Below are 25532 nucleotides of genomic sequence, written 5' to 3'. Positions count from 1 at the left end.
CCTTGCCGTCCTGTGCGATCCGACGACCGCCCGGATTCCCCCAGGACAGGGGGATCGGGGCGGTCATCGCGATCAGTTCAGTAGATGATGGCCGGCAACCACCGTGGCGAGTTGCGTATGTGGAACCACCTCCATGGCGCGATCCACACTCCGTACACCCGGCCCCAGGCGAAAACCTTCACACCATCCCAATCCTGGCCCCACGTCGTCCTGCCCCCGGGCCACAGCCACTTGGTCGGGCTCTTGGTTCCCCAATCCTTCGCCACCAGGATCGGCAACGGGGTCAGGTTGATGATGCGACCACACATCTTCATCCCCCATCTCCACTCGCAGTTGGGGTTGTAGCCGCTGGTGTCACTGCAGTTGTTCGGGTCGCCCACGCAGTAGTCATAGCTGTTGACGTTGCCGTTGGCGACCGCGTCGACTTGGAGGAAGCGGCCTGTCGCGGGGTTGTACAGGCGCACACCCATCACCATCGTGCCGTCCAGGGTTTCGGACGATCTCTGGGCGGCGCCCAACCAGCCGTACCTCGTGGGCGCCTGGCCCTGCCGGGGGACGCCGAACTCGTCCGTGGCCCGGGTCGTGGCAGTCGCGGTCGCCGGATCGTAGACCACCGTGATGTCGCCGTGCAGGTCGGTCAGCTGGAGCTGCACGTCGCCGGACGCCGAGGTCGTTGCCGCCAGGTCGTTGTCCAGGCCCTTGACGTTGCGGGTCAGCGCGTTCGTCGACCGATCCTCCACTATCCAGTCCGGGGTGTCGTGTTCGGTTCCGTAGTGGTTGATCCGGGTCCAGCCGCCTTCCAGAGCGGTGGAGCGGACGCGGGACGTGGCGTCCATCGTCCAGGTTTGCTCCGCACCACCGACGGCTTGGGTGTGGATTCGGTCGTTCACGTAGTAGGTCAGGCGGCCCGCCCCGCCTGTCATCGTCACCGTTCGACCGAAGGCGTCGTAGCCGTGGCCTTCGTCCACCAACCGGTCTTTCGTGTCGTACGCGTGCGCCTCGACCGTGTTTCCCCCCTGGCAGGTCGTGGTCTGCTTCGACGTGCGGTTGGAGTTCCTGTCGTACCCGTACGACCGGGTGACGCACGTGTCGTCCGCGCGGACCAAGCGACCCACGGCGTCGTACTGGAAGTGCTGTGTGGACAGATCAGCCTGCGTCAGCACCTGGTTGTGCACCGAGTTGCTCGACGTGCTGTCGAGCAGGACCACGCTGTTCGCGGCGGTGTAGCTGCGCCGTACCGACACGCCGGTCTCGTCGACGGTATCGCGCATGATCACGCCTGACGGCATCTTCTGCTCGACGATCTCCCCGCCCGGACCGTACGTCGCGGTGAAGGTGCCGGCTATCGAGTCCGTCATCCCCACAGCCAGTCCACGCGGTTCTCTCGTGGTGTCGTACTCGTACGTGACCTCCGACGGCACGGTGTTCGTGACCTTCACCGGGCGGTTCAGCGCGTCGTTGTGGTACGTCGTGCGGCCGCCATCGGCGTCCGTGTACGTCAGAACCCGACCGAGGGCGTCATAACCCACGGCAACCGCGGCACCGTCCGAGCCCACCGTTCGAGCGACCCTTCCGGTCGCCGGGTCGTACTCGGTGGTGACCGCGGGCACGGGTGCCCCCAGGCCACCGGTGACCTTCACCGTCACCTTGCGGCCCGCAGGGTCGTAGGTCGTGCTGGTGACGCGGGAGACGCCGCCTGCCGACTCGATCGTCTGGTCCACCAGGCCGTTCGCCGCGTAGGTCGTGGTCTTGACGACCCCGTCGGACGGGTTCGCGCCGCCACCGGTGATGGGTGCCTTCGGCTCGACCCGGCAGATCATGCCCGCCCACTCCGGCCGGCCGCCGCAGTGACCGCCGACGGCCGCGGAGTAGTAGGTGGTGACGGTCGTGGCGGCGTCGTTGCCACTCGACGCGGGCAGGCTCGACTCGATCGGACGGCCCTGCGGGTCGTGGACCGTGGTCGTCGCCAGTGCCAGACCACCCGGGTCCTGCACGGTCCTGGTCTCCAGCCCGTTCGTCCAGTCGTACTCGGTCGTACGCGTTCGTTGGTCGGCGTCGACCGGGTAGCCGGTGATCGCGGCTCCGGTCACCTCCCGGGTCTCCTTGTTCTCGACCTTCGCGCTGCCGTCCGCCGGCCGGCCCTCGTCGTAGAAGACCGCCTTGTGCGTGCGTGCCGGCACGCGGCTGCCCACGGGCAGCACCGGCACACCCCCGGTCGCCGGCACTGCGTTCGCCAACTGGATCACGTGCAGCGGGCCGTACTCGTGCGTCTTGCGCTGCCCGTCGGCCTCGTAGACCGTGGTGGTCGACAGCAACGCCGCTCGCTCCGCGGGGGACTTGTCCGCCATGCCCAGGTGGGTCGACCGAGCACCGTCGCCCAGTGCGAGTTGCCGGTTGGCAGCGGACAAGGTGCGCACCACGTTGCCGTACTCGTCGTGCTCGGTCGTGCTGGTGTGCCCGCCGGGCTGGATCTCGTTGACCTCCCGGGCATCGGGGTTGAGGTAGTGCACGGTGGCGCGCCGGTAGTCGCCGGCGCCGAGGTTGTCACGCCCGGTGTGGCTGCCCGGCACCTGGTCCGCCGGGAAGATCGCCGTCGCGTCGGTGGGCGCGTCGCGCTGCGCCCAGGCGGCGACCGACAACTCCGCCATGTCGTGTGGCGCCTCCTGGCCGCTCACCGGGACGTCGTAGACGAGCGTGGTCAGGGCGTCGCCCTCGACCTCGTTCTTCGTGCCGGGTTCCAGCGCCGGGCGGGACACCGCGAGCAGCATCCCGTCACCGGCCGTGTCGTCGTTTCCGGCGCGGCCGTAGTAGAACGTCCACGGCAGCTCACCCGGCGGCGTCAGGCGACTGATCCGCCCGGAGTCGTACTCGTACTTGGTCTTGAGCGCCGGGCTGAGCCGCGGATCCCACACCTCGCGCAGCCGTCCCAGCGTGTCGTAGGCGTACCGACCGAGACCCGTCTCCCGAACGGTGGCACCGGACTCCCACACCTTGATCAGGCTCACCTGACCGGTGTAGTCACCGAGCACGGTGGCGGTCGCGGTCGTCCGGGGCGCGTACACCAGCTCCACGACCCGGCAGCCGTGCGGCAGCGTCGTCGGGACCTCCACGTCGCACTGCGCCGGGGAACTCACCGCCGTTGTCGGTGGGATGATCTTGCGCAGCCGGGCGCGGGTCTTGTGGTCGGCGCCGACCACCGCGTCGTACACGTAGACCGTCTCGGCGTTGGCGGTCGCGGGGAAGGTGGTGCGGACCGCATAGGTGCTGACCTCGGCGGCGACCTTGGCGAACACGGTGGTGCGCCCCTCGGTGTCCCGCAGGCTGTAGCGGTCGTTCGACGCGTCGTGGGTCAGGCTCAACTCGCCGGCGTCCGGCTGCGGGACCCACGTCCCGTCGACGTCCCGGGTGAATCCCACCGCCGTGTCGTCGGTGCGGACCACCTCGACCGACGTGGCCGACGTGGCGCGGAGTTGGGTGAACTGGCCGACGGCGTCCTGCGAGGTCCCGCCGGAGGTCCAGGCGGGCCCGAACATCGCCACGGTGCCGTCCTGTTCGGCGCCGGCCAGCGGATCGCGTGAGGAGAACGTGCGCGAGATGCCCACGCCGAACGCCGACACGTCGTCGGCGGACAACGCGTAGTCGCCAGTCAGCAGGTTGACGGTGCCAGGCCCGATCTGCTCACTCGCGGCGGCGTCGGCGGCGCGGTCGACGACGAGGTCGACGCCCTGTGATGCTTGCCCGGCGGTGAACTCGGCCCTGATCTGGATGACGCCGTCCGTCGTGAGGGTGCGCGTGACGTCCCAGACGAGGTCGCTCGACACCCCGACCGGCCAGGTGATCTGCGCCCCGTCCGACTTGCGGCGCACGTCGCCCTGTGGGACCGGCTTCCACGTGTCGGCCGCACCGCGCCGGTAGGCGTAGGTGACGGTGGTCAGCTCGGCTCGCGCCAGAGCGGACAGTTGGACCCGCCGCGCTGTGCGCGCGCCCGGCTCCGGGCTCGTCACCGCGCCCGTCCCGGCGTGGAACCGGTACGTCGTCGGCGAGGAGTCGTTGCCGGCTGCGTCACGGGCCCACGCCGTCAGCGTGTGCCTGCCGTCGGACTCCGGTGTGACGGTGATCGTGTGCGGCGTGCCGGAGTACGGCACCTCCTGGCTCGGGCCGTCGTCGAGTCGCCACACCACCCACGAGACGTCGGCGGTCGGCGGGGTGACGGTGAACGACCCGGGCGTGCCGGTGCCGCCGGCCCAGCGGCCTTCCGGGTAGTCCGAGGACGCGACCGCGGGCGCGGCCGGTGCGACGAAGTCGGGGGTGAAGGTGAGCCACGGCGATGCCGCCTCAACGCTGTTCTTCGTCGCCTTGGCCCGGAACCGGTACGCCGTTCCCGCCGTGAGCGGCGTCGGCACCTGCCAGGAGACGGTCGCGTTCGGCGTCGTCGACGTGACGGTGCCCGAGGTGACCGGCGTGCCACCGGCTTCCTGCAGTTCGAAGGTCACCTCGTCGGCGAGGTCGTCGTCGTCCTCGACTCGGGCGTTGAGCGTCGGCCGGTCCGACCGCGTCCACGTCGGGCTGGCCTCCGGAGCCGTCGACGGCGTCACGGCGGGCGCGCTGAGCCGCAGCGGCCACGTGTAGGTGACGTCGAGCCGGGGCCACGCCGACGCGGCGTCCGCCGACTGGAACTTCTTCCAGTCCTTGATGTTCTTCTCGTCGCCCGCCTTGATCAGCGCCGAGTGCAGGTTGTTCGGCGTCGCCAACCAACTCCGCACCAGTTCGGTGGCGTTGAAGTGGATCCACGCCGAACCGCCGCACGAGTTGTGGTGGTGGGACTCGACCTTGACGTCGTAGCGCTGGCCGAGCGTCGGCCGGTTGGCCCACACGGTGGTCGCGTCCGCCGGACCGGAGGTCGACCACAGCTCGACCGGGCGCGGCTCGCACACGTAAGAGTTGTCGTTCCAGACGATGACCCGGGCCTGTTCGACGGTCGCGCCACGCAGCGGGCCGACGTCGAAGTTGAGCAGCGATCGGGCGATCTTCTCGCCGTTGGTGCCCGACTGGAGTTCGATCTGCGTGTGCTTCGGCGTGTTGCCCTGGGTGGTGTCGACGTAGGTGTCGAAGGTGGTGCGGAACACCAGGTACGGGTCGACGGTGACCGGGTAGGCAACGGCCGGATCGGCGAGGAATCCCTGATCCGGGCGCAGGGTCACGGTGACCGCGTCACCGGACTGGTTCACTTCGTGGTCCACGGGCGTCGAGCGCGTGGGCTCACCGAGGCGTTCGTCGCGCTCCGCTCCCCACATCCGCGGCGGCGGCATGGTCGCGATCACGGTGCCGGCGTCGTCCACGAACTCCACCATGCCGCCGGGCGACGTGCGGACGGCCTCGAGCCCTTCCACCGTGATCGGCACCGAGAACGAGACCGGTCCCGTAGGGCGCCGTTTCAGCACGAAGTACTGCTCGAAGCCGGACCGGCGGGACTCCACCACGAGGTCGGTGTCCGGCCGCACGTCCGGGTAAGTGATCTTCACGCCGTCGACCTCGGGTTCGGGCAGTGCCCCCTGCCAACCGATGGTCACGTCGTGGCCGCCGACCTGGGTCGACACCAGCGCTGTCGTCTGCTCGCGAGCGCCCCTCGCACGCGCGAACGTCGCTTCCCACCCCGTCGCCTTCGGCCGGACGCCGTCCCGGTCGACCCGCAGCGCCGGGTCGACCGTGAGCCACTCCCCGTCCTTCTTCGTCCGCACCGGGCCCGCGGCCAACTCGGTGCGGAACGAGCCGTCGGGGTTCGCCCACGTGGTGGACGTTTCCGTGCGCTGTCCCACCACCTCGACCGGCGCGTTGCGCAAGCGCGCGGTGCGCAACGCCGACGTCCCGTCCGGCGCGGGACCTCCGGCGGCCGTCTCCGGCCGTTCCGCGCGCGTCGGGAACACCGACGGGAGGGCCACGACCGATGCCCCGATCAGGGTCACGGTCAGGGCCGCGCTGACCAGTGATCTTCCTTTGAAGAAGGCGCGCAACGGAACCATCCTTCCGGTCGAGCAGAACGCGTACTCGTCGGGCACACGCAGCTTGATCGGCACGTGACGCGGGAACAAGCGCAGGGGCCGCACCAGGGATGGTGGGACGAAATGTAGGCGTTGACCTGCGAGAACGCGCAGCGGCGGGACGCTGCGGCGGTACTGTGTTGATTCCCGTCAGCGGCGGGGATCGGTACTCGCGGCGATGAGAACAGGCTCTTCGGTGACCGTGATCGTGTCTCCCGATCGCACTTTCTCGACCCTCCCGTCGAGGTGGCGCAATTCCTGGCTGCGAGGACCGGCCGTGAGGGTGGCGGTTCCCTCGTCGGTCCAGCGGATCGTGGCGTCGTAGGTCTGGCCGGGCTCGGTCACGGTGAACTCGCACTGCCACACGTTGTCCGGCAGGTTCGCCGGGGCGCCGTGGCCGCACGCACGGCTGTGGGCGTGGTGCAGCCAGCGCTGCAACTGCTCGACGGCCAGCGCCGCGCTCGTCGGCACTCCGCCAACCGGTTGAAGCACGATCGGGATCCTCGTACCGCCCCAGTTGTAGAAGTACATCCGTTCGAGGTTGACCTTGCGCGCGTAGATCCCCACCAGGAAGAACCGCACGGCGTGGTTGCGGGCGGTGGCCTCGTCGAGGGGTTCCTGCAACGCGATCGAGTACGCGGTGCCGGTGCTCCACAACCGCGGGTGGACTCCGGCTCGGTGCATGACCCGATCGATCGACGCGGTCAGGTCCACCATCGTTTCCGGCGGGTCGGACGCCTGTCGCTTGAACAGCTTGATGCCCGCGACGTCACAGTGGTCGTACCCGCCGAGTTCCGCGAAGCGCCGGAGGAAGGCCACGCCCTCGGAAGTCCACAGCTCCCCCATCCCCGGGCACACCACCGTCGCGTCCGGGTCGCTCGACCGGATGATGTCCCCGGCCCGGCGGGACATCTCGATCAGGGTCTCCACGCTGCCCGCGTAGAACTTGCGGTCGTTGGCGAGGACCCACAGCTCGTACGCCTCGATCCGCCCCCGGTAGCGATCGACCAGCGTCCGGACGAACAGGTCCCAGTCCGAGAGGTCGGTCGGAGGTGCGGCGGTGGCGTCCGGGTACGGCGCGACCGGGCCGTCCGGGGCGGCCCACTTCGGGGTGCCCCCGAAGACGAACAGGGGCGGAACACCCGCTCGCTCCGCACCGCTCACCAGTCGGTCCAGCACCGCCCAGTCGAACTCTCCGCGGTGCCGCTGGATCTCGGACCACCGCGTGCCGCCGTCCCAGAACCGGACGGCGCCGACGCGGAACGCGGGCATCGCTCCGGTGGCGCTGTTGATCGTGACGCCGAACAGCGCGCTCGGCACGGGAGCCGGTGGCAGCGTCCAGGCGGGCCCGGTGAGCCGCTGGTCCACCGACCGGTCCGGGGCGGTCGCGGCCAGATGCGTGCCGGTCGTGCTCGACACCAGGATCACGGCCAACACCGCGTTGACGACGGCCAGCGCCGTCAGGCGCCGAGTCCGGACCCTCCGGCCGGGTCGTGGGGCCATCGGCGTGAGCGGCTTCGGCGGTTCGGGCGAGTGAACGGCCTCGGCGGGCGCTTCGTCGTCGGCGACCTCGTTCGCGGAATCCGTGGCGCGCAACCAAAGGCGATGCAGCAGGATCATGTCGTCCCGGCTCGCGCCGCACGCCGACGCGATGCGCTCGACGACGGCGAACTCCTGCGGCGCGTTCGCTCCCGTGCAGTACCGGTGAACGGCGGACTTGCTCAGGTGGACCTTCCGACCGATGCTCTCGTAGCTGCGGCCACTGGCGAGCTTGAGTCGCTCGAGCTCGTCTCCGAGCTCTCGGGATCGCGAATTCCCGGCCATGATCCCCCGATCACGATCGGCCAGACGCTCCGGCCCCTCGACTCGTGTATCGGCGAACCCGCCATTCCCGTAACAGACCGGATGAGGCCGGTTGCGAAACGTCACGGCAGCATGCCGTGCCACGAAGCCGACGTCGTGCCTGCCGAGAATGCGCCCGACTTCCCGTACCAGGTGAGCAAGGGCGAGCCGGAGGACTTCGCCGTCAACTTCCGACGAAGGCGTGCGACTGCCGCTTCTCCTTGGTGGTGGACTGGGTCGTGGGCGGTGAGACCCGTCAGACCGCGGTGCCCACCAACGACACCCTGCGCATCGTCCCGGTGGTGGAAGCCCTGATCGTCGACCGCCGATGACGCCTCACGGCCACCTGTCGACCACCACGGCCGGGGCACGGAGGCCATCCCGAGCGTGAATCAAGTAACCGGAACCGGCCGGCAGCGGTACCGCCGCAGGCGTAACAGCCACGCCTCCTCGACGAGCGACCGCCGGCACACCTTCCAGGTCCGCGCGATCCGTCGCCGGTGATCGTGCCCCCGCTGCCTGCGGCAGGCCGAGCGCGGATGCCTCGGTGTTCGTCCGCCGACGGCCGACGATGACCCATCACGCTCGGAGTCGGCGCGGCGGTTCCGCCCGTACGAGTCGGTTGACAGGCACGGCTAATGCCATTAGCTTTTAAGCTAATAGTCATTAGCCGTGAGGGGATCGACATGACGCAGTTCCTCGAGCTGGACGGCGGCCTGCTCGCCTACGAGGTGATCGGCGAGGGGCCGCTGATCGTGCTGGCCCACGGCATGGGCGACAACCGGGCCGCCTACCGCGAGATGGCCGTCCGACTGGCCGACGCCGGGTACCGAGTCGCCAGTGTGGACCAGCGCGGCCACGGCGAGTCCAGCACCGGCTGGGCCTCCTACAGCCGCACCGACTCGGCCGCCGACCTGCTCGCCGTGGTCCGACACCTGGGCGGTCCGGCCGTGCTCGTGGGTCACTCGTTCACCGGCGGCTCCGTCACCATCGCGGCCGCGCGGGAGCCCGAGTCGGTCAGCGCCATCGTGCAGATCAGCCCGTTCACCCGGGCGCAGAAGGTCGACTTCGGCGGCCTGCTCTCCAACCCCCGCTACCGCAAGGGGATGGCGCTGCTCATGGGCGCGGGGGTGTTCCGCAGCGTCGCGCTGTGGAAGCGCTACCTCGACCACGCCTACCCCGGCGCCAAACCGGCGGGCTTCGTCGAGCACGTCGCCGCCCTCGACGCGGACCTGCGCAGGCCCGGCCGGATGGCGGTGGTGGGCAGCATGGGCATGTCCGCGCCCACCGACGCGGGCGCCCGGCTCGGCGACATCCGCTGCCCCGCGCTGGTCGTCGAGGGCTCGCTGGACCCCGACTGGACCGATGCCCGCGCCGAAGGCGAGGGCATCGTGGCGGCCATGCCCCCGGGGCTGGGCCGGGTCGAGGTGATCGAGGGGGCGGGCCACTACCCGCACGTGCAGTTCCCGGCCGAGGTCGCCACGGTGGTCCTGGCCTTCCTCGGTGCGGGCGCCCGTGGCTAGGGCGGCGCTGTCCGCGGACGCGGTGGTCGACGTCGCGCTGCGCCTGGTCGACGACGAGGGCCCCGCCGCGCTGACCCTGGCGGCAGTGGCCTCCCGCGCGGGCGTGGCCACGCCGTCGCTCTACAAGCACGTCCGCAACCTGGCCGAGCTGCGCGCGCTCATGTCGGTGCGGATCATCGACGACCTGGCCGAGCGGATCGGAGGGGCGGTCCTCGGCCGATCCGCCGACGAGGCGATCCGCGCGCTCATGACAACCTGGCGCGAGTACGTGGTGGAGCACCCGCACCGCTACTCCGCGCTCGTCCAGACACCCGAGCCGACGGCGGCGCAGGCCGGGGCAAGGCTGGTCGACATCATGCTGGCCGCCCTGCGTGCCTACGACATGCAGGACACCGAAGCCATCCACGCGGTCCGCTGCCTGCGCGCGGCCATGCACGGCTTCGCGGTGCTGCAAGCGCAGAACGCGTTCCAACGACCCGAGAAGCTGGACGACACCTACGACCTGCTGATCCACATGGTGGTCACCGGCCTGCGAACACCCCACCGCCGCACGTGAACCTCACCCACGAGGAACCGGGACCTCACAAGAGGCTCCTCGAACCCGGTTCCGCGAGCAACCAGCTGAGTTGATCTCCAGGTGCGGATGTGGGATTCGGAGGCGTGTATGTCACCCGTCGTCGACAGCGCGGACCGATACCGCCGCCGCAGGAGGTGGCGTGTCGGGGCGCTGATAAAATGACCGCACCCTCGCCCGGAACCCTCGTGGCAGGACGCGGGAAGGGTCTGCTGGACGGAGCCGGTCTGCATCGGCGTCCGATGGCCGAGCCGGCCGCGGTGGTACTCGTCCGCGGGCCGTACTACGGTCACAGGTACATCCAGTCGTTCCGCGCCTGCTCGCATGGCCCTTGTCACACGCTCGTGCTGTCGTTCGGGTGTGCTCGACGATCAGGACGGAGTGGGCGGATGACGGATGCCGGGCGGTTGGCTCGGCGGCTTCAGGTGCTGGAGGCGATCACCGACAGCGGGCTGCGCGAGCTCGACCTGGACAAGCTGCTCGACGTGCTGCTGCAGCAATTGCGGTCGCTGTTCGCGGTCGACACCGCCACGGTGCTCCTGGTGGACTCCGGCGGCGGGCACCTGGTGGCCAGGGCGACCGCCGGCCTGCAGGAAGAAGTCCTCCAAGGCGTGCGGATACCGGTGGGCTCGGGCTTCGCCGGCACGGTCGCCGGCCGTCGGGAGCCGGTGCAGATCGACCACGTCGATCCCACCACCGTCCTCAACCCCCTGCTGTGGGAGCGCGGTCTGCAGGTCATGCTCGGCGTGCCGATGGTGGCCGAAGGCAGGCTGATCGGTGTGTTGCACATCGGCAGCACGGCTGCCCGCCGGTTCACCGACGAAGACGTCGGCCTGCTCCAACTCGCGGCCGATCGGCTGGCGACGGCGGCGCACCTGCACCGCTCGCGGTCCGAACTGGCGGCGGCGGCCTTGCTCCAGGAGAGCCTCCTGCCCGGCCGGCTGCCGACCACTCCCGACTGGGAGTTCGCCGCGCGCTACGTGCCGGGCGCGGAGAACGGTGTGGGCGGCGACTGGTACGACGTGTTCACGCTGCCCGGCGACCGCATCGGCGTGGTCATCGGTGACGTGGTCGGCAGCGGGCTACCGGCCGCCATCGTCATGGGACGACTGCGCAGCGCCCTGCGCGCCTACGCCCTGGAGTTCCCCGACCCGGCGGAGGTGCTCGGCAAGCTCGACCGCAAGGCCAGCCACTTCGAGGCCCACACCATGGCCACGGTCGCCTACGCCGTGATCGACACCACCACCGCCCGCGTCGACCTGGCGCTGGCCGGCCACCTGCCACCCGTGCTGGCCATCCCCGGCGAACTGTCCCACCTGGTCCAGGCTCCGGTCGGACCGCCTATCGGACACCACCTGGCCGTCACCGGTCGCCGAGGCGCGACCCTCGACCTGCCACCCGGCGCGCTGCTGGCGTTCTACACCGACGGGCTGGTCGAACGCCGCGGCATCGACCTCGACAGCCGACTCGAGGAGCTGCTCGGGCACGTGGTGCCGGCCACCGCGGAGATGGTCTGCGCCGAGGTCATGGCGAGCCTCGTCGGCACCCAACCCGCCACCGACGACATCGCCGTGCTCGTGACCCGCCACCGCCCCGGACCCGCCCGCCCGGCCACGCCACCTGCCGGACCGGCGTGACAGGGCTGCGCCCCCGGGGCAGGTCGGCGCCCGGACGGGACCAGTCGGCGCGGTGAACGCGCCGGTCGGGCCCGGGGTGCTGCCGCCGCACCAACGCCTCGGCGCGGGTGGCCCGCGCGGCGGCCAGGTCGATGATCGGCTGGTTGTGCACGGCCCAGCTCGCCGTTCGCCGGCGCCGCGGGTGACAGCGAGGAGTTCACACAGGTGTGAAATGGGGCGTAGTTGGGCAACCCGGTGCCTGTAGCGACCACGCCGCGTCGCAGAAGGCGCCGTGGCACGAGGACAAGGAACCACCGTGGGCATCCTGGGTTGGATCGTTCTGGGTCTCATCGCCGGCGCCATCGCCAAGGCCATCATGCCCGGCAAGGACCCCGGCGGCATCATCATCACCATGCTCCTGGGCATCGTCGGCGCCATCATCGGCGGATTCATCGGCCGCGCCATCTCCGGCTCCGACATCGGCAGCTTCTTCGACCTGAGCACCTGGCTGCTCGCCATCCTCGGCTCGCTGATCGTGCTCGGCATCTACCACGTCGTCACCAAGCGCGGCCACCGCGTACACAGCTGACACGACACCGCCGAACCACTCGGGCCCGCCGGTCACCCACCGGCGGGCCCGACCACTTCCTGATGCCGCACACCCCGAGTCGAGCGACGGGAAGCCGAACCAGTGGCGATGGCACGGAGTCTTCCCGGTCAGGCCCGAGACCCCACTCGCCCGGCATCGCGGATTGATCGCCGGACAGTGACGCTGCCCCGTCCATCGACGCACGGGACACGCAGCGGGACGAACTTCCGGTCAACCGACCGGCTCATCGATGTCCACCCCGGACACGTCAACCGCGTTGAAACGGCCCGCGTGGTCGGTCACCAGGTCGCACAGGCCGCCGGTGTGCGGCACGAGGTGGGCATACTCGTGCGGTCACAACTCCGTCCCTGCCGAAGTGGACTCGGTGCATCGCGGACGAGACCACGTCGTGACCCACGGGCGAGGCGACCGCGTGGTAGCAGATCCAGGTGTTGCCGTCGTAGTCGGTGAAGAGGGAGTTGTGCCCGGCGCCATAGAGCCCTTCCACCGACTGGTAGTTCAGGACCGGCGTGATCGCCTTGGACCATGCGCAGGCCGCGCGCTGTGGCGGGAAGCAGCAGACCTGTACCGGGCACAACGGCGTGACGCTGACGCCGAGCGGGTACAGCGGCAACTCGGCGACCTCGACAACACCGACCTGGGCACTCCTGCGGATCAGACCGACTCGACGTCGCCAAAGAGTCGTCACGCCGCCCGGACGGACACGGACCGCTCAGGTGGTCCGCGGCCCACAAGAGGCCATTGAGCTCTGTCCAACCCGGTGGAGCGGGCCGGACGGCTCCGGGCCGCGCAACGACACCCACGCCTACCACGAATCCTCCGGTCAGGGCCGGTAGCCGCCCGGGTCATCGGCATCGCGGCGCCAAGGTGACGCATCTCCTACCACCACGGGGACGGCAGGGTCAGAGCGCGGAGAAGTGGGCTGCGTCGCCGACGACCGTGGTGCTCGTGACGCCGTCCACGCTGACCGGGACGTCGCCTGCGATGGTGATGCGGTGCAGGCGACGGCGTGCGTCGTCGTAGTCGGCGACGCCGTAGTGCTGGGTGGCGCGGTTGTCCCAGATCGCCACGTCGCCGTCGGCCCACTGCCAGCGCACGGTGTTCTCCAGCCGGGTCACCCGGTCCTGGAACAGGCGGTAGACGGTGTGCGACTCGGCGGTCGTCAGGCCGACGATCCGCTTGACGAAGTGGCCGAGCAGCAGCGCCCGCTCGCCGGTCTCCGGGTGCACGCGCACCACGGGGTGCTCGGTCTCGTAGCGCTGGGACTGGAACTCCTCGCGATAGGACTCCTCCTTCACGTCCACCCCGCCGATGCGGGTCGCGTCCACGTGCCCGGCGTAGTCGTAGACGTTGCTGTGCACCGCCCACAGCCGGTCCGCCAACGACTTCAGCGCCGGCGGCAGCTCCTCGTAGGCGCGCACGGTGTTGGCCCACACCGTGTTGCCGCCGTACGGCGGCAGCTCGACGGCGCGCAGGATGCTGATCGCGGGCACGCGGTCGACGAACGTGACGTCGGTGTGCCAGCTGTTGGCCTTGCCGTAGTCGGAGTCGATCGGCAGCACGTTGGTGTGCTCGCGGCCCTTGACGGTCGGGTGGGCCAGCGTCGGCTCGCCGAGCAGCCGGGCGAAGGCGAGCTGACCCGCGTCGTCCAGGTGCTCCTGGCCGCGGAAGAACACCACCTTGTTCGCCAGCAGCGCGTCCCGGACGGTCGCGACGGCGCCCTCGGACAGGTCGCCGCCCAGCCGGACGCCGTCGATCCGCGCGCCGATACCCGCGCCGAGCCGGTGGACGGTGATCGTGTCGGAAAGCTGTGCGGTCATCGTCGATGTCCTCTCGTGGGAATGCGTTCGCACTTCACGATGGAGATCCGGGCGGTGCGGGCACAACATTGCGCGGTGGTGAATTAAGTCGTCCCAGCACGCGGACGCGGTTGACGCCGGCGGGACGACTCGGCACTTCCTTGCGCTGCGCAAGAAAGTGGCCGGTGTCCAGCTCGGCGGACGACCGACTCCATGATGTGGGACGGTCGCCGAGCCCGTTGACCCCGCCTGACCTCGGTGTGAGGCTCTGGCACGTGAGCCAAGCCGTCACCCTCACCTCTCGCCGGCACGTCGATCTCCGACGGCAAGCCGGCGCCCTCTGTCGCGCCGGTCGCTGACCCCTCTTCCTTTCCACCCCGGGCGCGGCTGCCCGGTGGTTCGGCCTGCCCGTTTTCCCAACAAAGGATTCGCCGTGATCAGCACGCGACGGAACTTCCTCGGCCTCACCCTCCTCGGCCTGACGGCGGCCGCGGTCGGCTGCTCCACCGCGGGCGCCGGTGGCGGCGTCGAGACCAAGACGCTGCGCTACCAGGGCTGGGCGGGTGACGTGACCTTGCCCGAACTGGCCGCCGACCTCGGTCACCTCGGCGACGTGACGCTGGAGTGGGTCGGCAACACCACCAGCGGCCCGCAGGACATCCAGTCCGCCGCCACGGGCCAGGTCGACTTCGGCGGCGCGTTCAACGGCGCGGTGGTCAAGCTCAAGGCCGCCGGCGCCCCGATCAAGTCGGTGATCGGCTACTACGGCTCCGACGAGGCCGCCTTCAGCGGCTTCTACGTGCTGGAGGACAGCCCGATCTCCTCCGCGCGCGACCTGGTCGGCAAGAAGGTCGGGATGAACACCCTGGGCGCCCACCACGAGGCCATGCTCGGCATCTACCTCAAGCGCAACGGCCTGTCCCCCGACGAGATCGGGAAGGTGGAGCCGATCGCGGTGCCGCCGGTCAACATCGAGCAGTCCGTGCGGCAGGGTCAGCTCGAGGTCGGCGTGCTGGGCGGGATCCTGCGCGACAAGGCGTTGGAGAAGGGCGGTCTGCGCAAGCTGTTCTCCGACTTCGACCTGCTGGGCGCGTTCACCGCGGGCACGTACGTGTTCACCGAGAAGTTCCTGAGGGACAACCCGAACACCGTGCGGACCTTCGTCAGCGGCGTCGCGGAGGCCATCGAGTGGAGCCGCACGACGCCGCGCGACGAGGTGGTGGCGCGCAAGGTCGACATCCTCACCAAGCGCGGGCGCAACGAGGACCCGGCCGCGCTGCGGTACTGGAAGTCCACCGGTGTCGCCGGGAAGGGTGGCCGGATCGTGGACGAGGAGCTGGCGCTCTGGGTCGACTGGCTCGTCGAGCGCGGTGAGATCACCAAGGACCAGGTCACGCTCGCCGACCTCTACACCAACGAGTTCAACGGGGTGGCGGCGTGAGCACCCACATCAGCTTCCGCGACGTGACCAAGCGGTTCGTGGTCCGCGACCGCGCGTCCCGGCGGCGCACCGAGTTCACCGCCGTGCGGGGTGTCGACCTGGACGTGGAGCGCGGCGAGTTCCTGGTCCTGGTCGGGCCGAGCGGCTGCGGCAAGTCCACGTTGCTGGACCTGCTCGGTGGGCTGGCCGAGCCGAGCGAGGGCCAGGTGCTGCTGGAGGGCGCCCCGATCACCGGGCCCGGCCTGGACCGGGGCGTGGTGTTCCAGCAGTACGCGCTGCTGCCGTGGCGCACCGCGCAGGGCAACGTCGAGTTCGGGCTGGAGGCGGCCGGTGTGCTACGCCGGGAGCGGTCCGGACGGGCCCGCGAGTTCCTGGACCTGGTGGGGCTGGGCGGTTTCGAGGACCGGCACCCGCACCAGCTCTCGGGCGGTATGCGGCAGCGCGTCGCGATCGCCCGCAGCCTGGCCTACGACCCGGCCGTGCTGCTGATGGACGAGCCGTTCGCGGCCCTGGACGCGCAGACCCGCGAGTCCCTGCAGGACGAGCTGCTGCGCATCTGGCAGCGCACCGGCAAGACGGTCGTGTTCATCACGCACTCCATCGACGAGGCGGTCTACCTGGGGCAGCGGGTGGCGGTGCTGACCTCGCGGCCCGGCCGGGTCAAGGAGGTGGTCCCGATCGACCTCGGTGACCGCACCGGCCAGGCCGACCTGCGCTCCGGCACCGGGTTCGCGCGCTACCGGCACCGGATCTGGGAGCTGCTGCACGACGAGGTCTCCCGCGCGCAGCAACAGGAGAAGGAGGTGGCCGCGGTATGACCGCGTTGCTGGAGTCACGACCGTCCGTGGACGAGGAGGGGCCCGCGAGCCGGGTGGCCGGGCCGTCGGTCGCACGCCGGGTGGTCGACGCGCTGGTGACGTCGGTCGGCAAGGTCGCGGCGATCGTGCTGCTGCTCGGCGTGTGGGAGACCGCGCCCCGGCTGGGCCTGGTCGACGACACGTTCCTGCCGCCGTTCTCCACCGTGCTCGACGCGTGGTGGCGCCTGGCCGCCGACGGTCAGCTGCTGGACAACACCGGGGCGAGCCTGGCCCGGTCGCTGTCCGGGTTCGGCCTCGCGGTGGCGGTGGCCGTGCCGCTGGGCCTGGTGATCGGCTGGTACAAGTCGGTGGCGTCGCTGCTCGGGCCGCTGCTGGAGGTCTTCCGCAACACGGCGGCGCTGGCCCTGCTGCCCGTGTTCGTGCTGCTGCTCGGCATCGGCGAGACGTCGAAGATCGCCATCGTGTTCTACGCCTGCACCTGGCCGATCCTGCTCAACACGATCAGCGCGGTGCGCGGTGTCGACCCGACCCTGCTGCGGTTGGCCCGGTCGGTGGACCTCTCCGGGTTCCGGCTCTTCCAGAAGGTGATCCTGCCCGCCGCGGTGCCCACGGTGTTCACCGGCATCCGGTTGGCCGGCGCGGTGTCGATCCTGGTGCTGGTGGCCGCGGAGATGGTGGGCGCCAAGGCCGGGCTCGGCCACCTGGTCAACGCCTCGCAGTTCAACTTCGCCATCCCGCAGATGTACGCGGGCATCATCACGATCTCGGCCATCGGCGTGGTGTTCAACCAGCTGCTGGTCGCGCTGGAGCGCCTGTTCACGTCCTGGCGGGTTCCCGTCGGTTCCTGATCCACCGGAGTACGGAAAGGAGCTTCGCATGACGCTCGAACTCGACGCGGACGTGCTGGTCGTCGGCGGTGGACCCGCCGCGACGTGGGCCGCGCTCAAGGCGGCCGAGGACGGCGCCGCGGTGGTGCTGGCCGACAAGGGGTACTGCGGCACCAGCGGCGCGACGGCGTCCGGCGGCACCGGTGTGTGGTACGTGCCGCCGGAGCACGAGGCGCGGGAGCGGGCCATGGCGAGCCGGGAGGCGCTGGGCGGTCACCTCGCGGACCGGCGCTGGATGGCCCGGGTGCTGGACGAGACCTACGAGCGGATCAACGAGCTGGCCGAGGTGGCCCGCTACCCGTTCCCGGTCGGTCCGGACGGCCGACCGCTGCGCAACGGCCTGCAAGGGCCGGAGTACATGCGGCGGCAGCGCGTCCGGGTGCGCCGGGCCGGCGTGCGGGTCCTCGACCACAGCCCCGTCACCGAGCTGCTCGCGACCGACGACGGCGTGGTGGCGGGTGCGGCGGGATACCAGCGGCAGGCCGGCCGGGCGTTCCGGGTGAGGGCCGGTGCGGTGGTGCTGGCCACGGGCGGCTGTGCGTTCCTGAGCAAGGCGTTGGGCTGCGACGTCAACACCGGCGACGGCGCGCTGTTCGCCGCGGAGGTGGGTGCGGAGCTGTCCGGCATGGAGTTCTCCAACGCCTACGGCATCGCGCCCGAGCACACGTCGGTCACCAAGACCGCGTTCTACAACTACGCCACGTTCTACCGGGCGGACGGCTCGGTGCTCGACGGCGCGGGCAGCCAACGCGGTCGTTCGGTGATCGCGCGGACGCTGCTGGCGTCGGAGAAGGTGTTCTGCAAGCTCGACCGCGCCGACGAGGCCGCCCGCACGGCGATGCGGACGGCGCAGCCGAACTTCTTCCTCACCTTCGACCGGCTGGGCATCGACCCGTTCACCCAGCCGTTCGCGGTGACGCTGCTGGCCGAGGGGACGGTGCGCGGCACCGGCGGCATCCGGATCGTGGACGACGGGTGCGCGACCACCGTGCCGGGCCTGTACGCGGCCGGTGACGCGGCGACCCGGGAGCTGATCTGCGGCGGGTTCACCGGCGGCGGCAGCCACAACGCGGCGTGGGCGATCTCGTCCGGGTCGTGGTCGGGGCGAGCGGCGGCACGGTTCGCGCGTGCACTCGGCGCGTCGGCTTCGGGGCGCCGGGTCCGCGCCGCCGGTGGTGCGGGGCTGCGCCCGACCGGCACGACGTCGTCGCTGTCGTCGGCCGACGTGGTGAGCGCCGTGCAGGCCGAGGTGCTGCCGTACGACAAGAACTACTTGCGGCACGGTGACGTGCTGCGCACGGCGTTGGGGCAGCTCGACGCCACGTGGTCGGCGCTGCGCTCCGGTCTGCGCGCCGAGGGCCCGGACGCGGTGCGGGCGCGCCAGGCCGCGGCGATGGCCGCGCACGCCCGGTGGATGTACGGCTCGGCGCTGGCGCGCAGCGAGAGCCGGGGCATGGCCAAGCGGCTCGACTTCCCCGAACTGGACCCCGCCCAGCACTTCCGGATCACCTCGGGTGGCTTGGACGAGGTGTGGGCCCGCCCGCAGGAGGTGGCGGTGTGATCGAACTGGTGTCGGCCGCGCGGTGCGTCACCTGCGACAAGTGCGTCGCCGTGTGCCCCACCAACGTGTTCGACCGGGGCGCGGACGGCGTGCCGGTGATCAGCAGGCAGCAGGACTGCCAGACCTGCTTCCAGTGCGAGGCGAACTGCCCGACCGACGCGTTGTTCGTGGCGCCGCACACCCACCCGTTGCCGGCGGAGTCGTTCGCCCACGACGAGGAGCACCTGCGGCGGACGGGGTTGCTGGGCAGCTACCGCCGTGACATCGGGTGGGGTCGCGGGCGCACCCCGGGCGCGGCACGGGCGGTGGGCCCCGCGCTGTCGCCGACCGGCCCGCCGCTGATCTCGTGAACCCCCGCAGCACGGCGGCGTCGGCGTTGTTGGGCGCCGTGCTGCGGCACGGACCGGTCGCGCGCACCACGATCGCCCGGCTGACCGGCCTGAGCCCGGCGGCGGTGACGCGCAACTGCGCGGCGCTGGCCGGCCTCGGCCTGCTCACCGAGGTGGCGGGCTCCCTGCCGTACCGGGGCATGGGACGCCCGCACACGCCGGTGGACGTGGAGACCGGTCGCCACCTGGTGGCCGGGATCCACCTCGCCCACGAGTTCTGCACGCTGGCGTTGCTGGACCTGCGCGGGCGGGTCAGGGCCAGGCTGCGGGTGCCGCACCGCGATCCCGATGACCCCGTGGAGGTGCTGGCGACCGCCGCCGACCGCTTGGTGCGGCTGCACGCCGAGCACCTGCCGGGGCAGGTGCCGCTCGGCCTGGGCGTGGCCGCGGGCGGCTGGGTCGACACCGAGGCCGGTGTGCTGGTCGAGCACGCCTCGCTGGGCTGGCGGGACGTGCCGGTGCGCGACCTGCTCGCGGCGCGCACCGGGCTGCCGGTGCTGGTGGACGGCCACGCGCGGGCGTTGGCCAGGGCCGAGCAGCTGTTCGGCGCCGCGGGTCACCACGAGTCGCTGGTGCACCTGTTCGTCGGCAACGTGGTGGACGCGGCGATCATCACCGGCGGCGGCGCGCACCGGGGTGCGCGGTCGGCGGCGGGCGGTGTCGCGCACCTGGCGCTGGGCGACCCGGCGATCGAGTGCCCGTGCGGCCGAGCCGGGTGCCTGGAAGCCACCGTGTCCGACCGCGCGTGGGCGTGGCGCGCCTACCGGGCGGGCGTGATCCCCCGGCCGTCGATCACCGATCTGGGTGACGCCGCCGCGGCCCGGAACGGCGCGGCGACCGCGCTGCTGGTCGAGCGCGCCAGGATCGTCGCCCGTGCCGCGGCGATGCTGTTCGACATCGTGAACCCCGACGTCGTCGTGGTCACCGAGCTGGGCGTCACCCGGCTGCCCGAGTGCGCGGACGCGTTGCGCGCCGAGGTGGCCGCGACGTCGCGCGCGTGCCCGTCGCCCTCGGCCGTGCTGCCGAGCAGCTTCGGCCTGGACGTCCTCGGCGTGGCGGCCGGCGCCGTCCAGCTGGACGCGATCTACGCCGACCCGCTCGACCTCCGCAACCCGATCCGACTGGGAGTGTGAAGTTGTCCGCACGCGAGCTCCACCTCAACGCGTTCCTCATGGGCGTCGGCCACCACGAAGCCGCCTGGCGGCACCCCCGCACCGACCCGCGCGCCCTCGACGACGTGGCGCACTTCCAGCACCTGGCGCGGACCGCCGAGCGCGGGACGTTCGACTCGGTGTTCCTCGCCGACGGCGTGCAGGTCTGGGGCGACGTGCGGCACACGGCCGCCAACCGGTTCGAGCCGATCACGCTGCTGACCGCGATCTCGCAGGCCACCGACCGCATCGGGCTGATCGCGACCGCGTCGACCGGGTTCAGCGAGCCGTGCAACCTGGCGCGGCTGTTCTCCTCGCTCGACCACATCAGCGGTGGGCGGGCCGGGTGGAACATCGTGACCACGGCGGGCGACCGGTCGGCGCAGAACTTCAACCGCGAGGTCAACGCCGAGCACGCCGAGCGCTACCGGCGGGCCGACGAGTTCCTCGACGTGGTCACCGCGCTGTGGGACTCGTGGGAGGACGACGCGCTGGTGGTGGACCCGGAATCCGGTGTGTTCGCCGAGGACGCCAAGGTGCACGAGATCAACCACAAGGGTCGGTTCTTCTCCGTGCGCGGGCCGCTGAACGCCGTGCGAAGCCCGCAGGGGCACCCGCTGCTCGTGCAGGCCGGGTCGAGCGAGGACGGCCGGGCGTTCGCCTCGGCGTGGGCGGAGGCGGTGTTCACCGCCCACCAGACGCACGGCAACGCGGCCGCGTTCTACGCCGACCTCAAGCGGCGTGCCAGGGCCCGGGGGCGTGACGCCGACGGCGTCAAGGTGCTGCCCGGGATCGTCCCGGTGCTCGGCGGCACCGAGGCCGAGGCGCGAGGGCTGGCCGACGAGCTCGACGCGTTGATCATCCCGGTGCGGGCGGTCCGGCAGCTCGGCGAGCTGATCGGCCTCGACCTGACCGACCACCCGCTGGACGAGCGGTTGCCACCGTTCCCCCCGGTCAGCCGCGTCAACGGCGCGAAGAGCCGGTTCGAGCTGGTGCGCGACCTGGCGCGGCGGGAGGAGCTCACGTTGCGGCAACTCCTCGGTCGCCTCGGCGGCGGGCGCGGGCACCAGGTCGTCGCCGGCACGCCCGAGCAGATCGCCGACCACATCGAACTGTGGTTCACCACGGGCGCGGCGGACGGCTTCAACGTGATGGCGCCCCTGCTGCCGTCCGGCCTGGAGGACTTCGTGGACCACGTCGTGCCGCTGCTGCGGGCCCGCGGCCTGTTCCGCACCGAGTACACCGGCCGCACCCTGCGCGAGCACTACGGCCTGCCGCGCCCGGCCGGCCGCTACGCTGCCGCCACGGTGGTCTGAACGACGTTCGGCCCGACGCCGCCTCCGGTCAACGGCCGCGCTCGTCGAGAACCGCCGGCAGCTCCGACACCCTCGCACGCAGGAAGGCGTGGTGGACGGGCACCGCCACCCTGAGCCTGTTGCCGTTGTCGACGAGCCTGAGGTAGGCGCGGTCGACGAATTCGTTGACCGCGTCCTCCCATCGTCGGTCGCCGTGGCTGCGTTCTGGAGGCACGCCAGGCGGCCGGACACCTGCCGCGGTTGAGGTTCTGCGGCGCCTGTGCCGAGGGTGTGCCGAAGTGGCTGTGCCGAGAGCTGCAGGTCGCCGTGTCACCAGGGTGTGCGGCCGGTGCCCAGTCGGGTCAGCAGGTCGGCGGGGGTGGGGCCGTTGTGGGTGTCGGGCCAGTCGCGGACCTGCTGTTCGGCCCAGTCCGCCCACTGCCGGGTCATCTGTGCCAGTCCGACCCGGGATGGGGTGGGCGTTCCTGTGCGGACCGGTGACCTCGGACGATTTTCGTTGCTGGGTGGCCGGAGCCCGGCACCCGCTCAGAGTGAGCGATGGCGGCTTCGTAGAGCGGGATCACCTGATCCGGATCACCTGCCGACGGTAGAGGTGGGCCAGGTTGATCCGTGAGACCAGCCGTGGGACGTCCGCGCCCGACCCGCTCGCCTCGCGCGAGTGGCCGTGGCGGGAACGGCGGTCAGGAGCCGACGTGCACGTACCCGGCCCACTGCGACACCGCGAGCGGGAACTCGGTGCGCAGTTCGCGCAACACGTGGTGCAGGGCCTCGGCGGGTGGCGTGCCGGCGTGTACGCGGCGGTGGAAGGCGGCTGCGACGCGGGCCGCGACGGCGTCCTGGATCGGCCACAGCGCACCGACGACGTGTCGGAACCCGGCGAGCTGGAACGCCGACGCGAGCGTGATCACCTCGTCCGGCGTGGTGCGGGCAGCGCGGGCGGTGGAGCACGCCGACAGGTAGGCCAGCTCGGCGTTCTCCAGGCGCAGGGCGCCGATGTCGGCGACGGTCAGGGCGCCGTCGGCGAGCAGCAGGTGGCCGGCGGACGGGACGAGCGGGTCGCTGTGCGCGTGGCAGGCGAAGTGGGCCCACGTCGCGTGGGGCAACGCGGTGAGCACGGCGGCCCGGGTCGCGGCGGGACCGCGCAGCGGTTCGGCGGCGAGGAGCGCGGCGAGGTCGGTCGCCTCGGCGTCGGTCGCGGGCAGGTCGGCGTGGTCGGGGGTGGTGGGCATGGCGACGGCGAGGAGGTCGCGCCGCGTCGTCGGCGGGCGGGACCGGGTGTGGCTCAGGGTGCGGGCGGTGGGTGTGTAGGACGACACCACGCGGTCGAGCACGGCCTCGCCGGGGATGTCGTGCCGACCTGCGGCGTGCAGCGGGAGGTGGGTGAGCGCGCCGGTCGGGCACCACCACACACGGGGCCACGTGGCGCGGGGCGCGCGGGTGTGGCCGAGCGCCTTCAGGACCGGTCCGGCGACCGTGTCCCACAGCCAGACCAGCGTTTCGCGGACCACGGTCTGCGCGTGGAACCGGGCGACCAGGTCGCCGCCGTCGAGCGTGTCGAGCGCCGAGAGGTAGGCGCCGGCACGCTCTTCGACCTCCTCGAGGGTGACGCGCCGCAACCGCTTCGAGCGCACGCCGCGGGAGGTGATCAGCAGGGCGTCGCAGCGCCACCGGCTGATGTTCACCAGCACGATCGCGCCGTCGGCGACGCGCAGGTCCAGCGCGCTCGGTGGGCGCAGGAAGGCGTCGAGACCGGGAACCGCGCGGATCCGGTCCAGCACGTCCTGCCACCGCTGTGACAACGCCTGCCGCTCGTCAGTCGACTGGGACTCGTCGGCCAGCTCCTCCAGCACCGCGTCCCACTCGGCCGCGAGGTGCGGCGCGCGGTCGCGCAGCGCGAGCGAACCCGCCCGGGCGTCGAGTTCGTCGACGAGGAGCACGCCGCGGGCCTGCTCCAGCAGCTCGACGGCGCGGACCGGGTCGCCGGTCGCGAGGGCGGCGGCGGCCGCGTCGGTGTGCACCCCGCGCAGGTCGGCCAGGCGGAACTCGCGGTCCGCCCGGCGCACGTGCCGGGGCGCGACCTGGGCCACCAGGTCCACGCCGCCGGCGAAGGCCGCCAGTGCGGTGCTCCACTGCCCCAGGATCACCGCCCAGCCACCCCACACCCGGTGGGCGCGGATGCGGGTGGCGGGCGGTGCGTTGAGCACGCCCGCACTCGCCTCGGCGACGCGGACTGCCTCTCGCAGGGGGCCTGTGGCGCCAGTCGCGTTGCCCAGGACTCCCAGCGCGATCGCGAGGTTGAGCAGCCGGGAGCCGCGGATGGCCAGGCCGGCGGGGGTCAGGGCGACGGCTTCACGGGCGGCGGCGACGGCCCGCTCCGCGTCGGCTCGGTCGCCGTCCACGAAGTAGCGCTCCATCAACGAGGAGCACAGGTTGTTCAGCACTTGAGGACGGGTCGGGTCGTGCGGGCCGAACCGTTCGGCGCCGCGCTCGGCGATCCGCACCCGTTCGCGCAACGTGTCCTTCTCGCCCGTGTGCTGGTACAGCAACATCATCACGACGCCCATCTGGTCCGTCAGCCGGGTTTTCAGGTCGTCGGTCGGCTGGACGGCCCCGAGGTGGTCGCGGATCACCTGGAGTGCGCGGTGCAGGTCGTCCACGTCCCGGGTGCGGCGGTAGCGGTCGGCCAGCGCGCCCGCCAGGTTGAGCGCCGTGGACGCCCGGAGCCGCGAGAAGGGCTGCGACTCGACCGCGCGCAGCCCGAAGTCGACCGCCTCGTCCAGGGTGTGCAGGTCGGGTGACAGTTCCGCGCGCCGCCGCAACGCCACCGTGAGCAGGTCCAGCACCTGGGTCCGGTCCTCGTCGGCGAGGACGGCGCGGCCCACGGCGATCGCGGTGTCGAGGGAGGTGCGCGCGCCTGTCGCGTCGTGGTGTCGGAGGTGGGCCTCGGCGGCGCGGGTCAGGACCGTCGACCGGCTCGGGTGGTCCGGCGGGCAGTCGGCGACGGCCTGGGTGGCGAGCCGGGCGCCTTCCTCGACCTGCCCGCTCTCGGCGGTGAGCAGGGCCAGCAGGGCGACGCGTGCGGCCTGCCGGCCCGTCGGCGCGGGGTGGGCGGTCGCACCGCGCCGGGCCAGGTCCAGCGCGTCGGCGAGCGCCTCGGGCGTGCGCTCGAGGTCGTGCAGCTTGCGCAGCAGCATGGCGGCGTTGTGCGCGATGCGGGCCTCGTCCTCGGGATCGTCCGGGTCGGCGAGGTGTGCCCGGTTCAGGGCGATCGCCTCCAGGAGGGCGGCGCGGTCGCCGACCAGGTCGTAGCGGTGCCCGAGGAGGGTCGCCCGGCCGTTCCAGTCCGGTTCGGCGGCGAGGGCGGAGTCGACGTCCGCGACGTCGTGGCCCGACGCGGCGAGGTCCACGAGGTAGCCCACGCGGGTGGCGCGCAGGCGCGGGTCGGCGCCGCCTTCCAGGACGGCGAGCGCGGCGTCACGGCTGTCCCGGTCACCGGTGTGCTTCCACCGTCGCCACAGCGCCTCCGCGTACATGCCCGTGCGGACCGGGTGGTCGGGGTGGGTCGGCGGGAGCTGCGCGAGGGCTCCGGCCAGCACGGTCACCGTCTCGTCCAGGGCGGCCGGATCGGTCGAGGCCAGCCGGAACAGGGCGCTGCCGTGCAGGTGCAGCAGTTGCTGCGAGCCGGAGTCGAGGAGCGGGCGCAACAGGTCGGTGATCTCGACGAGCGGGGCGGGGTCGTCGGTCAATCCGGCGGTGGTGTGCAGGGCGGTCGCCAGCGCGCCGAGCTGGTCGGGTTCGCGCCGGCGGGCCACGGCGTCGCGGCCCAGCGCGACGGCCTCCCGCGCCAGTGCGCGGTCCCCGGTGCGCTCGGCGGACAGCGCGAGCGCCATCCCCGCGACCCCCAGGGCTTCGGGGTCGTCGGGCGGTGCCTGCCGGGCGTGCTCGACCGCCCGGTCGAGCACGGCCT

The 25532-nt window shown here is 71.8% G+C and carries 17 protein-coding genes; 12 read left to right on the top strand and 5 right to left on the bottom strand.

What is annotated here, in order from left to right; genetic code table 11:
• Nucleotides 1–77: 77 nt before the first annotated feature.
• Both ABTZ99_RS36545 and ABTZ99_RS36540 read right to left on the bottom strand, forming a co-directional pair.
• On the bottom strand, nt 78–6104 hold the full coding sequence (locus ABTZ99_RS36545; protein ID WP_499617792.1) for a DNRLRE domain-containing protein: 6027 nt from the start codon (nt 6102–6104) through the stop codon (nt 78–80).
• Nucleotides 6105–6188: 84 nt separating this feature from the next.
• Nucleotides 6189–7967 (bottom strand): helix-turn-helix domain-containing protein, encoded by a 1779-nt coding sequence (locus tag ABTZ99_RS36540; protein ID WP_499617791.1) that lies wholly within the window; start codon nt 7965–7967, stop codon nt 6189–6191.
• A 599-nt stretch (nt 7968–8566) separates the two neighbouring features.
• Here ABTZ99_RS36540 and ABTZ99_RS36535 point away from each other — a divergent pair.
• From ABTZ99_RS36535 to ABTZ99_RS36520, 4 genes are all read left to right on the top strand, one after another.
• Nucleotides 8567–9403 (top strand): alpha/beta fold hydrolase, encoded by an 837-nt coding sequence (locus tag ABTZ99_RS36535; RefSeq protein WP_499617790.1) that lies wholly within the window; start codon nt 8567–8569, stop codon nt 9401–9403.
• On the top strand, nt 9396–9959 hold the full coding sequence (locus tag ABTZ99_RS36530) for a TetR/AcrR family transcriptional regulator (RefSeq protein WP_499617789.1): 564 nt from the start codon (nt 9396–9398) through the stop codon (nt 9957–9959). Before ABTZ99_RS36535 ends, ABTZ99_RS36530 begins: the two co-directional genes overlap by 8 nt.
• Before the next feature lie 407 nt (nt 9960–10366).
• On the top strand, nt 10367–11614 hold the full coding sequence (locus tag ABTZ99_RS36525) for a PP2C family protein-serine/threonine phosphatase (protein WP_499617788.1): 1248 nt from the start codon (nt 10367–10369) through the stop codon (nt 11612–11614).
• Nucleotides 11615–11909: 295 nt separating this feature from the next.
• A complete protein-coding gene (locus tag ABTZ99_RS36520) occupies nt 11910–12182 on the top strand; it encodes a GlsB/YeaQ/YmgE family stress response membrane protein (RefSeq protein ID WP_499617787.1) in 273 nt (90 codons plus the stop codon).
• 923 nt (nt 12183–13105) lie between these two features.
• On the opposite strand, the gene ABTZ99_RS36515 is transcribed toward ABTZ99_RS36520, so the two are convergent.
• Complete coding sequence (locus tag ABTZ99_RS36515; RefSeq protein WP_499617786.1) at nt 13106–14023, bottom strand: TauD/TfdA dioxygenase family protein; 918 nt, start codon at nt 14021–14023, stop codon at nt 13106–13108.
• A 5-nt stretch (nt 14024–14028) separates the two neighbouring features.
• Between ABTZ99_RS36515 and ABTZ99_RS36510 the strand changes: the two genes are divergently transcribed.
• From ABTZ99_RS36510 to ABTZ99_RS36475, 8 genes are all read left to right on the top strand, one after another.
• A complete protein-coding gene (locus tag ABTZ99_RS36510; protein ID WP_499617785.1) occupies nt 14029–14361 on the top strand; it encodes a putative leader peptide in 333 nt (110 codons plus the stop codon).
• A 74-nt stretch (nt 14362–14435) separates the two neighbouring features.
• Nucleotides 14436–15443, top strand: coding sequence for an ABC transporter substrate-binding protein (locus tag ABTZ99_RS36505; RefSeq protein WP_499617784.1), 1008 nt, complete (start codon nt 14436–14438; stop codon nt 15441–15443).
• Nucleotides 15440–16261, top strand: coding sequence for an ABC transporter ATP-binding protein (locus tag ABTZ99_RS36500; RefSeq protein WP_499617783.1), 822 nt, complete (start codon nt 15440–15442; stop codon nt 16259–16261). Before ABTZ99_RS36505 ends, ABTZ99_RS36500 begins: the two co-directional genes overlap by 4 nt.
• On the top strand, nt 16258–17109 hold the full coding sequence (locus ABTZ99_RS36495) for an ABC transporter permease (protein WP_499617782.1): 852 nt from the start codon (nt 16258–16260) through the stop codon (nt 17107–17109). The genes ABTZ99_RS36500 and ABTZ99_RS36495 overlap by 4 nt, the downstream gene beginning before the upstream one ends.
• 28 nt (nt 17110–17137) lie before the next feature.
• Entirely contained in the window at nt 17138–18709 is a 1572-nt protein-coding gene (locus ABTZ99_RS36490; protein ID WP_499617781.1) for an FAD-binding protein, read from the top strand.
• Nucleotides 18706–19059, top strand: coding sequence for a 4Fe-4S dicluster domain-containing protein (locus ABTZ99_RS36485; protein WP_499617780.1), 354 nt, complete (start codon nt 18706–18708; stop codon nt 19057–19059). Before ABTZ99_RS36490 ends, ABTZ99_RS36485 begins: the two co-directional genes overlap by 4 nt.
• Nucleotides 19056–20231 carry an ROK family protein gene (locus ABTZ99_RS36480; RefSeq protein WP_499617779.1) on the top strand — a complete coding sequence of 392 codons (1176 nt, stop codon included), beginning with the start codon at nt 19056–19058 and terminating at the stop codon, nt 20229–20231. The genes ABTZ99_RS36485 and ABTZ99_RS36480 overlap by 4 nt, the downstream gene beginning before the upstream one ends.
• A gap of 2 nt (nt 20232–20233) precedes the next feature.
• On the top strand, nt 20234–21565 hold the full coding sequence (locus ABTZ99_RS36475; RefSeq protein ID WP_499617778.1) for an LLM class flavin-dependent oxidoreductase: 1332 nt from the start codon (nt 20234–20236) through the stop codon (nt 21563–21565).
• Nucleotides 21566–21593: 28 nt separating this feature from the next.
• Here the strand turns inward: ABTZ99_RS36475 and ABTZ99_RS36470 are convergent, their stop codons facing one another.
• Together ABTZ99_RS36470 and ABTZ99_RS36465 are read right to left on the bottom strand one after the other, a co-directional pair.
• On the bottom strand, nt 21594–21779 hold the full coding sequence (locus ABTZ99_RS36470; RefSeq protein ID WP_499617777.1) for a hypothetical protein: 186 nt from the start codon (nt 21777–21779) through the stop codon (nt 21594–21596).
• Nucleotides 21780–22245: 466 nt separating this feature from the next.
• A partial coding sequence (locus ABTZ99_RS36465) for a CHAT domain-containing protein (protein WP_499617776.1) occupies nt 22246–25532 on the bottom strand: 3287 nt, incomplete at its 5' end.

The sequence above is a fragment of the Actinosynnema sp. NPDC002837 genome, from assembly GCF_040295345.1.
Lineage (GTDB): Bacteria > Actinomycetota > Actinomycetes > Mycobacteriales > Pseudonocardiaceae > Actinosynnema.
The sequence above is the reverse complement of the archived record's forward strand: the minus strand, read 5'-3'. Positions and strand labels throughout refer to the sequence as shown.